The following is a 14461-nucleotide window of genomic DNA, read 5'->3' on the forward strand; positions in this document are numbered from 1 at the left end:
GGAGTGGGGGTCGACCAGCGCGGCATAACAATGCATGCGCCAAGCTGCTATGCACGCTATCGGCCTCACATCCCCGTCAGATCGCTCATCAGTCCCGACGCCACCGACAGCCGCGACACGGTTATGTCGCCGCCTTCGGTCAGCGCCTGCAAACGCTCGCGGATGCGCGCCACCCGCTCGCCGCCGGCTTCAAGCCAGGCCGCCACCGGATCCGCCGTATCGGCATGGCCGGTGAGCGCCGCCACCGCGATGCCGCGACGCGACGCGCCGATCGTGTCGGTGGCACGGGACAGAGCGAGTTGGTCATAATAGTCCGAAGGTGTGATCGAGCGTGCGGCGTCCTCGACACGCGGGATGCGGAAGGCGTCGCTGACGGCGAAGAACGCCTTGGCAGCGGCGACGATGTCGGCACCAGCGGTGCGCGCGGTCAGGGCGATGTCGGGGATGAGTTCCGCCACCTCGCTCAGCGCCAACTGCCCGGCCAATCGTTCCGGCGCGCCGGCCTTGAATAGCCCGTGCCGCTTCTCCTCGATCCGCTCACGTGAAAACGCCGGCAGCAGCGAAACGAGTTTCGGCTCGAGCGCCTTGCGCGCTTCCTGCAGCTCGGCGATGCGCTGACCGAGCGGCGCCGTGCCGGCATCGTTCTTCAGATACCAGCCGCTGGTCACATAGATCAGCCGGCTGACCATCTGGTAGAGATCGAGTTGCACCTGGCCGTCGATCTGGCTGTCGAGCGCGTCGATCTCGCGATAGAGCGCCGGCAGCGCAAAGCCGTCGCGCACCACCGCGAAGGTGCGCACCACGTCGGCGGCGGTGCGGCCCGTCGCTTCCTGTAGCCGGTTGACGAAGGACGGGCCGCCGCGATTGACCAGGTCGTTGGCGACGACACGGGCAATGATCTCGCGGCGCAGCCTATGGCCGTGGATCTCGGCGGCGTATTTCTTGCCCATCCGGTCCGGGAAATAACCCATCAGGTCGCGGTCGAAATGCGCATCATCAGGCACGTCGCTGGCGACGATGTCGGAAAACAGCACGATCTTGGCATAGGCGAGCAGCACGCCGAGCTCCGCCCGGGTCAGCGGCTCGCCGCGCGCCTCGCGCTCGGCAAGCGCTGCCGGCGACGGCAGCGTCTCGACGGCACGGTCGAGCAGGCCGCGTGCCTCGAGCGCGGTCATGAACCGCGCCTGATGCGCGATGTCGGCGAGCCCCCGCTTGCGCGCGATCGAAAGCGCCAGCGTCTGCTGGTAGTTGTTCGACAGCACCAGCGAGCCGACCTCGCCGGTCATCTCGGCCAGCAGCTTGTTGCGCGCCGGACGCGTCAGCGATCCTTTGCGCATGGCCGACGCCAACGCGATCTTGATGTTGACCTCGACGTCGGAGCAGTTGACGCCGCCCGAATTGTCGATGGCGTCGGAATTGCAGCGGCCGCCATTCATGCCGAACTCGATGCGCGCCCGCTGCGTGACACCGAGATTGGCGCCCTCGCCGATCACCTTGGCACGAACGTCAAGTGCCGTGATGCGGACGGCATCGTTGGCGCGGTCGCCGACCTCGGCATTGGTTTCGGTCGATGCCCGCAGATAGGTGCCGATGCCGCCGAACCACAACAGATCGACCGGCGCCTTGAGGATGGCGGTCATGATCTCGACCGGCGTGGCGGTCGTCTTGGACAAGCCGATCGCCGCCGCCGATGCCGCCGGCAAGGTGATCGACTTCTGGTTGCGCGAGACGATGATGCCGCCTTCCGAAAGCTTGCTCTTGTCGTAGTCCTGCCAGGACGAGCGGGCGAGAGCGAACATGCGCTCGCGCTCGGCCATCGAGGCCGCCATGTCCGGGTCCGGATCGATGAAGATGTCGCGATGGTCGAAGGCGGCGATCAGCCTTGTCTTCGGCGATAGCAGCATGCCGTTGCCGAACACGTCACCCGACATGTCGCCGACACCGACGACGGTGAAGGGCGACGTCTGGATATCGCGGTTGATCTCGCGGAAATGTCGCTTGACCGCTTCCCAGGCGCCTTTGGCGGTGATGCCCATCTTCTTGTGGTCATAGCCGGCCGAGCCGCCGCTGGCGAAGGCGTCGTCGAGCCAGAAGCCGTGTTTCTCGGAGATCGCGTTGGCGGTGTCGGAGAAGGTCGCCGTGCCCTTGTCGGCGGCGACGACGAAATACGGATCGTCCTGATCGCGCCTGACGACGCCGGCCGGCGGAATGACGCCGTCCAGCCCGATATTGTCGGTGATCGACAAAAGGCTGGAGACGAAATTCTTGTAGGCCGACGTGCCGGCCTCGAAGATCGCGTCACGCCCGGCGCTCATCGGCAGTTTTTTGGGATAGAAACCACCCTTGGCGCCGACCGGCACGATGACGGCGTTCTTGACCTGCTGCGCCTTGACCAGGCCGAGCACCTCGGTGCGATAGTCCTGGGCGCGGTCAGACCAGCGCAAGCCGCCGCGCGCCACCGGGCCGAAGCGCAGATGCAGGCCCTCGACCTCGGAACCGTAGACGAAGATCTCCCGCCACGGCCGTGGCGCCGGCAGCCCCTCGACCGCCTGCGAGTCGAGCTTGATCGCCAGCGACCGGCCTTTCTCTTTCGTATCGGCAACGAAATGATTGGTGCGCAGTGAGGCTTCGATCAGATTGAGGTAGCGGCGAATGATGGTGTCGTCATCGATGTTGGGCACATCTTCGAGCGCATCCTTGATCTTGGCCTTGAGATGCTTGGCCGCCACCATGCCTTCGCCCTGGGCGGTCGGGCCAAGCCGGGCGATGAACAGCGCATGCAAGCCGCGCGCGATGTCGGGATAGCGGTTCAGTGCCGCGGCGATGAAGTCCTGGCTTTGCGGAATGCCGACCTGCTGCAGATAGCGGCCATAGGCGCGCAGGATCGTGATTTCGCCGGACCACAGGCCGGCGGTCTGAGCAAGGCCGTTATAACCGTCATTGTCGACATCGCCGCGCCACACCGACAGGAACGCGTCCTCGAACAACGCGCCGCCATTGCCGAGGTCGATCGGCTTGCCATAGCTGTTCTCCAACTCCATGTCGTGGATGAAGACCCGGCCGGACTGCTCGTCACCAACCTCGAAGGTGCGCTCGCTGATGACGCGAAAGCCGATGTTTTCCAGCAGCGGAACCCGCCGCGACAGCGCCACCGGGCTGGCATGGTGAAAAATCTTCAGCGCCGCCTGATGCGGCTTCTGCTCGGCATGGCGGTAGTAGTCGATGGCGATCGGATTGTCGGCGCCGATCTTGGCGATGCGCCCGGCATCGACCAATGCCTCCGCCGCGCTGAACGATTCGCGATAGCTCTCCGGCAGCCTCGCGGCGATTGTCTTCAGCGCCTGGTCCCCGCCATGGGCATCCGCCGCGTCGGAAAGGGCATCCTCCCAGGTCCGCACGATGTCTCGGATCGCCGCCTCGATCGTCGCCTGCTCGACTTTCGGCGTCTTGCCGCCGGAGCGGCCGATGATGAAATGCACGCGCGCCAGGCCGCCTTCCGGGAAGGCCGGGTAATAGGCCGACAGCCGGCCCTCGAAAACGGTTTTCAGATAGGCGCCGATCTTCTCGCGCACGACACTGTCGTAGCGGTCGCGCGGCACGAAGACGAGGATCGAGACGAAGCGGTCGAACTGGTCGGCACGCACCAGCGCCCGCACCCGCGGCCGCTCGACCAGGCCGAGAATGGCCGCGGCGTGCTTTCTCAGGATCGGCACCGGCACCTGGAACAGTTCGTCGCGCGGATAGCTTTCCAGCACGTTGATGAGTGCCTTGCCGGAATGATCGTGGCGGTCGAAGCCGGACTTGGCGATGATGGTTTCGGCCTTGGACCTGAGATAGGGAATCTTCATCACCGAGCGCGTGTAGGCGGTCGAGGTGAACAGGCCGACGATGCGCAGTTCGCCCGCCAACGCGCCCTTGGCGGTGTAGGTCTTGATGCCGATGTAATCGAGATAGATGCGGCGGTGCACCAGCGACTTGGCATTGGCCTTGGTGACGATCAGCGGCTCCGGCCCGTGCAGGAAGGCGCGGATTTCCGGTGTCGTCGTCACCGCTTCGGTGCCGCGCCTGAGCACCAGGACGTCGGGATCCGTCAGGATGCCGAGGCCGGCCTTGTCGGCGCGCTCCAGCGTGCCGCTTTCCTCGCCGCCGGTGTATTTGAATTCGCGCATGCCGAGGAAGGTGAAATTGTCGTCGCGCAGCCACTCCAGGAAAGCGATCGCCTCGGCAACGCTCTTCTTGTCGAGCGGCACCGCCGAATAGCGAAACTCCGAGATCGCCTGGTCGAGCCGGGCCAGCATCGGCTTCCAGTCGTGGACGGCGGCGTGAACCTGGCCGAGCATCTTGCGCAGCCGCTCGGTCAAGCCGCTCGCAGCTTCGACCGTCACCCGTGGAATATGAACGTGGATCACACTCAGCCGATCGTGGCTGCCGTCGTCCTTGGCGAAATTGCCATCGCCGAGGATCTCTTCCACTCCGCCCTTGCCGTGGCGAACCGTGATGACCGGGTGGGTGACCAGGCTCGGCTCGCCGGCGGTTTCCGTGACCTCGCCGAGGATGGAATCGAACAGGAACGGCATGTTGTCGTTGACGACGGTGATCACCGTGACCGGGCGGCCTTCGCGGAACACACCCGAATCGGCCGCGACGGCGACGACGCATTCACCCTTCTTGTGGCCGGCGACCGCCTGACCGGCGAGGTCGGCGGCGCGTTCGAGGTCGGCCACTTCATAGGCGGCGATATCTTCGGCCGGCGCGCGGGCAAGCAGGTAATCGGCAAGCCTGGCTGGCCTTTCCTCCGTTTTCGCCGCCGCTGTTGCCTTCTTTTTCGACTTAGCTGCGGTTTTCACGCTGGCCATGGTGCTTCTTGCCTCCCGTCGCATGCTTTTGAGACTATGGTAGCAGATGACCGCTGTTTGGCGACAAAGGTTTGACGGCTTGCCAAGAATTATCGGAATTCCAATTGTCGGAATTCGGCGGCAAGCCATCATCCAGGGTGGAGAGATGACCAATGAACGGCAAAATTTCGGCGCTTGATCTGGCTCCCGAAGAGTTGAGCGAGCCGACAAAAGCCTATTTCGCCAAATGCGAGGAGAAGCTCGGCCTCGTTCCCAACGTGCTCAAGGCCTACGCTTTCGACGACAAGAAACTGCGCGCCTTCACCGACATGTACAACGATCTGATGCTGGGCGAGTCTGGCCTGTCGAAGCTGGAGCGCGAGATGATCGCGGTCGCCGTCTCCTCCATCAACCATTGCTATTATTGCCTGACCGCGCATGGCGCAGCGGTGCGCCAGCTGTCCGGCGACCCGGCGCTCGGCGAGATGATGGTGATGAATTTCCGCGCCGCCGATCTTTCGCCCAGGCAGACCGCAATGCTCGAATTCGCCGTCAAGCTGACCGAACAGCCGGCAAAGATCGTCGAGGCTGATCGGGCAGCGCTGCGCGACGCCGGCTTCACCGATCGCGACACATGGGACATCGCCTCGACCGCTGCCTTCTTCAACATGTCGAACCGCGTGGCGGCGGCGATCGACATGCGGCCGAACGACGAATACCACGCCATGGCAAGGTGAGGCGCGGCGGCCGGAATCCTGCCCGCCTTATATCAGCTATCCCTCATCTTCGTTGATTGTTTGCCCGTTTGGTCCGATGATCGGCGCGCGGCGTGACCGCATGCCGGTTCGATGCCGCTGATGAAGGGAGGAGAACATGGCGAAATTTCTCTACGTCTATCACGGTTCCGGCAAGATGCCGGCGACCGAGGCCGATCTAAAGGCGTTGACGGACAGCTGGACGGGCTGGTTCGGAAAACTTGGCTCGGCTGTGGTCGACCGTGGCAATCCGGTTGGCATGTCGAAAACCGTCCTGCCCGGCGGCAAGGTCGAGAACAATGGCGGCAGCAACCCGACCGGCGGCTATTCGATCATCGAGGCGAAAGACATCGACGACGCCACCAGCAAAGCCAAGGATTGTCCGATCCTGATGGAGCCGAACTGCAACGTCGAGATCGCGCCGATCCTCAATATTATGGGTTGACGCGCCGGTTCAGGACCGCGCCGCGATGGCCGCGGCGGCGCCGGCCATCGTCGTGGCGCTGATGCGGTTGGCGATCTTCATGGCGCGCTTGCTCTTCAGCAGCTTGCGCGCCTGCGAGGCGGCGAGCACCCAGGCGAGATCGATGGCAATGAGCACCACGGCCATGGTCGCCGTCAGCTCGACCCAGCCGACGATGCTGACCGAGGCCAGGTCGATGATGGTCGGCAGCAGCGCCAGGTAGAACATCATGATCTTGGGGTTGCCGAGCGTCACCGCCATGCCGGCGAAGAACAGCTTCACCGGAGAATCCTCGCGCGGCATCTCGCCTTCCTTGGCGTCGACAGGTGCGGTCCACATTTTCCAGGCGAGGTACGCGAGATAGGCTACTCCGACCCACTTCACCACGACGAAGGCGAAATGGAAGGTCTGCGCCACGACGGCCAGCCCGAACACCGCCAGCGATAGCCAGATGCCCTCGCCGATCCACATGGCGAGCAGGAACGGGAACACGTCGCGAAAGCCCTTCGAGATGACCCGCGCGACCAGAGCCGCGATCGAGGGGCCGGGTGAGCCGGCAGCGACAAACAGGGCGGCGGCGAAAATGAGCAGCGAGGTGAGATGCATGGCAAGGACTCGGACTGAGGTTTGACTGCCACACTAACCAGCAACAGCAGCATTGGCAAAGACAAGGTAATCGGTCGGCAGCTCAGGCCTCCATGCTCGCGATCCCTTGCCGGCTCCGCGTCCCGCGGCTAGAAGAACCGCCGCGAAACAATTTTTGAGCTTCACTTTGCCTACGTAACCGCCGGTCTCGTCAACTCCCCCGACACACCTGCATGGCGCCGCATTCGCGGTGCTGGTTTCATTTTCATGTGTTCCTCTGGCGGCTGTTCGAGACCGGTTTGGCACTGCTGAACCGCTGTCGCGCGCTTTCCGCCAGCGACACCTGACTTCACGATCTCCGCAGCCTATCGCCACGCCGCGCCCGCATGGGCATCTCGATATTGCCGACCTGATGAACTTCCCGACGGGAAGGGCTTATCGGCATGTCCGGCACTGTGCGTATCCACTGGGCGATCGCGCCCGCAATCGCTCCTCGACCCCTGGTCAACTGCAATCGCTGCGGCGGCGTGAAGGCGTATCGCTGCAGCGAAAAATTCCGCGTCAACGCCAACGGCAAGCGCATCGACGTGTGGCTGATCTATCGCTGCGTCGATTGCGACAATTCCTGGAACTTCGGCATTTTCGAACGCTGCAACCGCCGCGACATCGACCCGGAACTGCTGCAGGCGCTCGAAAGCAATGATCCGGGGCTGGCCCGGCGCCATGCCTTCAACGTCTCCGCTCTGCGCAATCAGGTAGGACGTGTCGAGGAGTTTCCCGATGTCGCCGTGCAAAGGCATCTGGTTGGGGAGACAAGCGAAAGCGCGACAGCGCTGGAACTCAGGCTTGGGCTGGAAATGCCGATATCGCTCCGCCTCGACCGCCTGCTTGCCAACGAACTCGGCATCTCGCGGTCGCGGCTTCAGAGCCTGGAAGAGAGGCGATTGCTGGCTGTAAAGCCGGACGGGGCCAAAGCCCTGCGCAGACCGGCTCGCGAGGGAGCGTTCGTACTGATCGATCTGGCGGGTGAACCCGACCGCGAAGCCATCATCTCGGCAGCCGGCGGTTGAATGAAAAAGGGGCGGAGCATCCCGTGCTCCGCCCCTTTTTATGTAAGGAACCAGAATATTACGCCGCGCCGACCACCTTGGCCGACTTCTCGAAGCGCTTGCGCTCGTTCGGGTCGAGATAGAGCTTGCGCAGGCGAATGGTCTTCGGCGTCACCTCGACCAGCTCGTCGTCCTGGATCCAGGCCAGCGCGCGTTCCAGCGTCATGCGGATCGGCGGGGTGAGCTTGACCGCCTCGTCCTTGCCGGCGGCGCGGATGTTGGTCAGCTTCTTGCCCTTCAGCACGTTGACTTCGAGGTCGTTGTCCCTGGAGTGGATGCCGATGATCATGCCCTGATAGACCTTGACGCCCGGATCGATGACCATCGGGCCGCGGTCTTCCAGGTTCCACATGGCGTAGGCCACGGACTCGCCCTGCTCGTTGGAGATCAACACGCCGTTGGTGCGGCCCGGCAGTTCGCCCTTGTAGGGCTCATAGGCATGGAACAGGCGGTTCATCACGGCGGTGCCGCGCGTATCGGTCAACAGTTCCGACTGGTAGCCGATCAGGCCGCGCGTCGGCGCGTGGAAGACGATGCGCTGGCGGTTGCCGCCGGACGGGCGCAGCTCGACCATCTCGGCCTTGCGCTCCGACATCTTCTGCACCACCACGCCGGCATGTTCCTCGTCGACGTCGATGACCACTTCCTCGACCGGCTCCAGCAATTCGCCGTTCTCGCCCTTCTGCATGACGACGCGCGGACGCGACACGGCGATCTCAAAGCCTTCGCGGCGCATCGTCTCGATCAGCACGGCGAGTTGCAATTCGCCGCGGCCGGAGACGAAGAACGAATCCTTGGCGGGCGATTCCTCGATCTTCAGCGCGACATTGCCTTCGGCTTCGCGCAGCAGGCGGTCGCGGATGACGCGGCTGGTCACCTTGTCGCCTTCGGTGCCGGCGAGCGGGCTGTCATTGACCAGGAAGGACATGGTCACGGTCGGCGGATCGATCGGCTGCGCATGCAGCGCCTCGGTCACCGCCAGGTCGCAGAACGTGTCGGCGACCGTGCCCTTGGACAGGCCGGCGATGGCGACGATGTCGCCTGCCTGCGCTTCTTCGATCGGCTGGCGCTCGAGGCCACGGAAGGCCAGGATCTTGGAAATGCGGCCGGTTTCGATCTGCGTGCCGTCATTGTGCAGCACCTTGACCGCCTGGTTCGACTTCAGCGTGCCGCTCTCGATGCGGCCGGTGATGATGCGGCCAAGGAAGGGATTGGCTTCCAGGATGGTGCCGATCATGCGGAACGGGCCGGGATGAACGGTCGGCGCCGGCACATGCTTGATCACGAGATCGAACAGCGGCGCAAGCTGCTGGTCCTTGGGGCCTTCCGGATTTTCCGAGACCCAGCCGTCGCGGCCCGAACCATAGAGGATCGGGAAGTCGAGCTGCTCGTCGGTGGCGTCGAGGGCCGCGAACAGGTCGAACACCTCGTTGACGACCTCGACATGGCGGGCGTCCGGCCGGTCGATCTTGTTGATGACGACGATCGGCTTCAAGCCGACCTTGAGCGCCTTGCCGACCACGAACTTGGTCTGCGGCATCGGGCCCTCGGCGGCGTCGACCAGCACGATGGCCGAATCCACCATCGACAGGATGCGCTCGACCTCACCGCCGAAATCGGCATGTCCGGGCGTGTCGACGATGTTGATGCGCGTATCCTTCCAGTCGACCGAGGTCGCCTTGGCCAGGATGGTGATGCCGCGTTCCTTTTCGAGGTCGTTGGAATCCATGGCGCGTTCGGCGACGCGCTGGTTGTCGCGGAACGAGCCGGACTGCTTCAAAAGCTGGTCGACCAGGGTGGTCTTTCCATGGTCGACGTGCGCGATAATCGCGATATTACGGAGTTTCATGTTCTGATCTCGGAAGCGTTGCAGGCAGCAGGCCAAAGGCGCTGCCTCTTTCGGTTGCGCGGCTCATACAGGGTTTTTCGCAGTTGCGAAAGGGGAAGCGCAACACCAAATACTCATCAAATCTTAAGCATCTGCGTGTGAAATGATTTTGTTAACCAAGGCGGGAACCATTCAGGGCCCGGGCAGTTCGAACGTCATGACCGATAAACTCAACCGATTTTGGCCGCTAATCGCCTCTGCGGCCTTTGCCGTTCTGCTGGCGGCCAACGCCGCGCAGTCGGCCGCGACGCTGAAGGAAGCACGGTCGTCCCTGCCGATCGATGCGCCTTCGGCCCAACAGGCTTTCGCCGACGCCCCCGACGGCGTCGATCCGATGGTGACTGGCCCGGTCAGCGCCGCCTTCAAGCAGCGCCAGGACGCAGCCAACTGCGACAGCGCCGTCTGGCCGAACATTCCAATGGTCTGCTACCCGGACTGACGACCGTCAGGTCTTTACGCCGACCGTACCGGGTCGAGCGTGATCTTGTAGAGTTCGTTGTCGTCGCGATCCATCAGCCGCACGGTCATCTGCTCGGTGGCGCCGGAAATGTCGACAAGGCCAAAGAATTGCAGGCCGGCTGACGGCGGCAGGTTCTGCCCCTGCTCGGCTGTCGGCGCCTTGATGAACTTCAGCTCCGGACCGAAGGTCATGTCGAAATCGTTCGGGCCGAAGGTTCCGGCATGGATGGGGCCGGAGACGAATTCCCAGAATGGACTGAAGTCCTGGAACTGCGCCTTCTCGGGATTGTAGTAATGCGCGGCTGTGTAGTGCACGTCGGCGGTGAGCCAGACGATGTTGCTGATGCCGGCATTCTTGATGTAGCGCAGCAGGTCGGCGATCTCCAGCTCGCGTCCCTTTGGCAGACCGTTGTCACCATTGCTGACAGCCTCCGCGCCTGCCTTTTTGACGCCATCGTCCCAGACGACGAGGCCGAGCGGCATGTCTGCGGCGATGATCTTCCATGTCGCCTTGGAGTTGGCTAGCTCCCGCTTCAGCCATTTCGTCTGCTGTTCGCCCAGCATGCGCGATTGCGGTGTCATCTCATCCTGCATGTCCGGACCGTTGGGGCCGCGATAGGAGCGCATGTCGAGGAAGAACACGTCGAGCAGCGGCCCGTAGGCTATCTTGCGGTAGACGCGGCCGGGCTCCGACGGCTCGTAACGGATCGTCGTCATCTCATGGAAGGCTCGGGCCGCGCGGGCCGCCAGCACATGGATGGATTTTTCCGTGTAGCGATCGTCGGCGCTCAGATTTTTCGAATCCGACCAGTTGTTCAGCACCTCGTGGTCGTCCCACTGATAAAAGGTCGGGCAGATGGCGCTGAGACCCAGGACGTGTCTGTCCATCATGTTGTATTTCCACTGGTCGCGGTATTCGTCCAGCGTCTCGGCGACCTTGCGCTTGCCATCGACTAGCACGACGTTCTTCCACTTGCCGCCGCCGGGCAGGTCGACCTCGTCCTTCATCGCGCCGTCGGCATAGATGGTGTCGCCCGAATGCAGGAAGAAATCGGGCGTATGCTTGCCGATCGTGGCGTAGGTCTTCATGCCGGTCTCGTCGATGCCCCAGCCCTGGCCGGCGGTGTCGCCCGACCAAGCGAACTTGATGTCGCGCTTCGAGGCCGGCGCGGTGCGGAAGCGGCCGACGATCGGCTCGGAGACGGCGTTGATGTCAGCGAGGTCGGCTGCCGTCATGCGGTAGAAGATGTCCTGATCGGAAGCGAGATCGGTGAGCAGGCGTCTGACCGTATAATCGCTGGCCGGCGACGTATCGAGCGGCGCCAGCCGGATCGCGTTGGCGAAATTCTCGGTCGACGACACTTCGAACATGACACGCGACGGGCGATCCGTGCGCGTCCACACCATGCCGCTGGTGGCGTCGACATCCCCCGACTGGACGCCATGGGTGAAGGCCGGGCGCTGGTTGGCGCGAGAATAATAGGGCAGCGCCAGGCTGGAAACGCCGACCAGACCAGCGGCGCTGGCGGAGGTGACAAAAGCGCGGCGAGTCATCGAGAGCTTGTTCATGGCTGTCTCCTGGATGGCGTTGAACGTTGCCACCAAGCTCCAGCCTCAATGTTTCAGGCGCATCTCGAAATCATGAACGTTTGATAACAATGAACAGGGCTGCCCTTTCCGTCTCCTCTCACGCCCAGAGATCAATAAGGCAACGGGCCCAAAAGGGGAGAAGGGAGGGCCGCGCCTATGCCGCTTGCGGTTCGGGATCGAAGGCCGGCCGGCTGGTATTGATCAGCAGCGAGATGCAGGCGGCGGCGATGGCCGTCATTCCGGCGATCAGGAAGGCCAGTTCGTAATTGCCCTGCAGTTCGCGCATGGTGCCGCCGAAGGCGGCCGCCGTGGCAGCTCCCACCTGGTGGCCGGCGACGATCCAGCCGAACACGATCGGTCCGCTGCGGTCGCCGAACGCCTCGTTGGCGAGCCTGAGCGTCGGTGGCACGGTGGCGATCCAGTCGAGGCCATAGAGCACCGCGAAGATGATCAGGCTGGTCGCCGAGAAGCCGGAATAAGGCAGGTAGATCAGCGACAGGCCACGGATGGCATAATAGACGCCAAGCAGCTTGCGCGGGTCGAAACGGTCGGTAAGCCAGCCGGACAGCGTCGTGCCGATCAGGTCGAAAATGCCCATCATCGACAGCAGGCCGGCCGCCTGCACCTCGCCGATGCCCATGTCGCCGCAGAACGCGATCAAATGCGTGCCGACCAGCCCGTTGGTGGTGAAGCCACAGACGAAGAAGGTGGCGAACAGATACCAGAACACCCGCGTGCCGGCGGCGCGGCGCAGCGTGTTGAGCGTGTGCGCCAGGAAATTGCCTTGCGATGCCGGCGATGTCGGCGGCACGTCATCGGCCTCGGCGCCATAACGCACCATGCCGATCGAGGCCGGACGCTCCGGCACCAGCAACCAGACCAGCGGCAGCAGGCAGGCCGTGGCGACCGCGACCGCGATGGCGACCGGCTTCCAGCCGCCCGTTTGCGCAAGCGAGGCAAGCAGCGGCAGGAACACCAGGAGGCCGGTGGCGCTGGAGGCCGACATCAAGCCCATGACCAGTCCGCGATTGGTCTTGAACCAGCGGTTGACGATGGTGGCGCCGAGCACGCTGGCTACGGCGCCTGAGCCGATGCCGGAGAACACGCCCCAGGTGATGAAGAGGTGCCAGGGCTTGGTCATCAAAAGGCTGAGCGCGGTCGACCCCGACATGATCACCAGCGAGGCGATCAGCGTGCGGCGCAGTCCGATCCGCTCCATCAGCGCGGCGGCGAACGGACCAGTCAGGCCATAGAGCAGGATGCCGACACCGGCGGCCAGCGAGATGACGTCGCGCCGCCAGCCAAAGCTGTTTTCGAGCGGCAGCATCATGACGGCGGGTGCCGAGCGCAGACCGGCGGCGATCAGCAGGCAGAGGAAGATGACGCCGACCACGACGAAGGCGTAGCGCTGGCCAAATGGGCGGGATTGAGCTATCATGTTACTGACCGGTACGTTGCAGGGTGGCAACATGTATACGTACCGATCGGTAACACTGTCAATCGAGTCCCATGATGCCAACCGACAAAAATATTGAACTGACCATCAGCGATGGTCATGCATCGGCCCCGCCGAAGGCCGCCAAGAAGATCCTCGACGTCGCCTACGACCTGTTCTACCGGCGCGGCATCCGGGCGATCGGGGTCGACGAGATCGTCAAGCGCGCCGGCGTCACCAAGCCCAGCCTCTATCGCAGCTTCCCCTCGAAGGACGAATTGGCTGCCTCGTATCTGCGGCAATACGACCTCGAATTCTGGGAGCGCTTCGGCGAGGCTGTCGACGCCCATCCCGGCGATCCGCGCGCGCAGATCAAGGCTTTCCTGACCCGCGTCGGAAGGCGCACGCAAAAACCCGATTATCGCGGCTGCGGCATGACCAACGCAGCGGTCGAATACCCCGAACACGGCCATCCGGCCCGAATGGTGAGCGAAGACAACAAGCAGGAACTGCGCCGCCGGCTGCGCGCCATGGCCGCCGCGATGGGCGCCGGCGATGCCGACACGCTGGGCGACGGGCTGCTGCTGCTGCTCGAGGGCGCCTATATCAGCGGCCAGTTGTTCGGGCTCGGTGGGCCGGCGCAGTCGGTCGCCCGCAATGCCGACCTGCTGATTGAAGCGAGCTTGAAGAAATAGCGATTGGCGATACGTTGTGGCGAGCTCCAACGGAGATATCCGTCATGCGCAGCCTGCTGATCCCGCTTGCCCTCGCCGGCCTCTCTCAGGCAGCCCATGCCGGTGACATATCGAGCGCCTATACCGATCTCGACTGGAAGAAGGACTGCGTGACCTACGCTCAGGCCGAACAAGGCGACGGCGACTGGGCCGACCTCGCCTGTTCGGGCTACCGTGGCTATCCCGTGCTGATCGCCTATGACGATGCCCGCGAATCGCTGTTTTATGGTTTTCCGCCCAGCGGCGACATGACATCCGTCTGGGAGAGTTTTTCCGCCTTCAATTCGTCCGGGGCCAAGATCGAATGGCGCGTCGAGACCAATGGCGACAAGGCCGTACCCTTCGCGGTCATTCACCGCCGCACGATCAGCAATGGCGAGGATGAGAACAAGTCGACCGAAGTGTTGCTCGTCGCCAAGGTCGGCCAGATGGACGCCCGCGTCGGCTGCACCGTCGGCCTCGTACTGGCCACCGGCAACTCGCAAGCCAACGACCAGGCGCGTAAACTCGCCGACGAGAAGGCGCGAACCTTCGCCTGCGGCAAGGACCGGCACACCGTCATCGGCAACGTGCCGGCCTTCGGCCGGGTCGACAACTGATCCGAAGCG

General features: G+C 63.7%; 11 protein-coding genes. 6 read left to right on the forward strand and 5 right to left on the reverse strand.

From position 1 onward, the window contains the following. Positions 1-65 precede the first annotated feature (65 nt). On the reverse strand, positions 66-4856 hold the full coding sequence (locus tag LB577_RS13075) for an NAD-glutamate dehydrogenase (RefSeq protein WP_224686999.1): 4791 nt from the start codon (positions 4854-4856) through the stop codon (positions 66-68). Positions 4857-5008: 152 nt separating this feature from the next. On the opposite strand from LB577_RS13075, the gene LB577_RS13080 reads away from it, so the two are divergent. Further along, entirely contained in the window at positions 5009-5572 is a 564-nt protein-coding gene (locus tag LB577_RS13080) for a peroxidase-related enzyme (RefSeq protein WP_224687000.1), read from the forward strand. 136 nt (positions 5573-5708) lie between these two features. Beyond that, positions 5709-6035: a hypothetical protein gene (locus LB577_RS13085; protein ID WP_023766017.1), complete on the forward strand. Its 327-nt coding sequence runs from the start codon at positions 5709-5711 to the stop codon at positions 6033-6035. 9 nt (positions 6036-6044) lie between these two features. Here LB577_RS13085 and LB577_RS13090 read toward each other — a convergent pair whose 3' ends face one another. Next, complete coding sequence (locus LB577_RS13090; protein ID WP_023766016.1) at positions 6045-6659, reverse strand: LysE family translocator; 615 nt, start codon at positions 6657-6659, stop codon at positions 6045-6047. Positions 6660-7081: 422 nt separating this feature from the next. Here LB577_RS13090 and LB577_RS13095 point away from each other — a divergent pair, with 422 nt between their 5' ends. Continuing rightward, positions 7082-7708: a DUF1062 domain-containing protein gene (locus LB577_RS13095; protein WP_224687001.1), complete on the forward strand. Its 627-nt coding sequence runs from the start codon at positions 7082-7084 to the stop codon at positions 7706-7708. A gap of 58 nt (positions 7709-7766) precedes the next feature. Here the strand turns inward: LB577_RS13095 and typA are convergent, their stop codons facing one another. Continuing rightward, positions 7767-9596 carry a translational GTPase TypA gene (gene typA / locus LB577_RS13100; protein ID WP_224687002.1) on the reverse strand — a complete coding sequence of 610 codons (1830 nt, stop codon included), beginning with the start codon at positions 9594-9596 and terminating at the stop codon, positions 7767-7769. 196 nt (positions 9597-9792) lie between these two features. On the opposite strand from typA, the gene LB577_RS13105 reads away from it, so the two are divergent. Next, entirely contained in the window at positions 9793-10074 is a 282-nt protein-coding gene (locus LB577_RS13105; RefSeq protein ID WP_224687003.1) for a hypothetical protein, read from the forward strand. 14 nt (positions 10075-10088) lie between these two features. On the opposite strand, the gene LB577_RS13110 is transcribed toward LB577_RS13105, so the two are convergent. Then, the gene (locus tag LB577_RS13110) at positions 10089-11663 is read right to left on the reverse strand and encodes an alkaline phosphatase D family protein (RefSeq protein ID WP_224687004.1); all 1575 of its coding nucleotides are present in this window, start codon (positions 11661-11663) and stop codon (positions 10089-10091) included. Positions 11664-11838: 175 nt separating this feature from the next. Beyond that, on the reverse strand, positions 11839-13122 hold the full coding sequence (locus LB577_RS13115; RefSeq protein ID WP_041164012.1) for an MFS transporter: 1284 nt from the start codon (positions 13120-13122) through the stop codon (positions 11839-11841). A 74-nt stretch (positions 13123-13196) separates the two neighbouring features. Here LB577_RS13115 and LB577_RS13120 point away from each other — a divergent pair, with 74 nt between their 5' ends. Both LB577_RS13120 and LB577_RS13125 read left to right on the forward strand, forming a co-directional pair. Then, positions 13197-13814 carry a TetR/AcrR family transcriptional regulator gene (locus LB577_RS13120; protein ID WP_224687005.1) on the forward strand — a complete coding sequence of 206 codons (618 nt, stop codon included), beginning with the start codon at positions 13197-13199 and terminating at the stop codon, positions 13812-13814. A gap of 44 nt (positions 13815-13858) precedes the next feature. After that, positions 13859-14452, forward strand: a complete 594-nt coding sequence (locus LB577_RS13125) for a hypothetical protein (protein WP_140572994.1) — start codon at positions 13859-13861, stop codon at positions 14450-14452. The last annotated feature ends 9 nt before the right edge of the window (positions 14453-14461 follow it).

Source organism: Mesorhizobium sp. B283B1A, assembly GCF_020165735.1.
GTDB lineage: Bacteria > Pseudomonadota > Alphaproteobacteria > Rhizobiales > Rhizobiaceae > Mesorhizobium > Mesorhizobium opportunistum.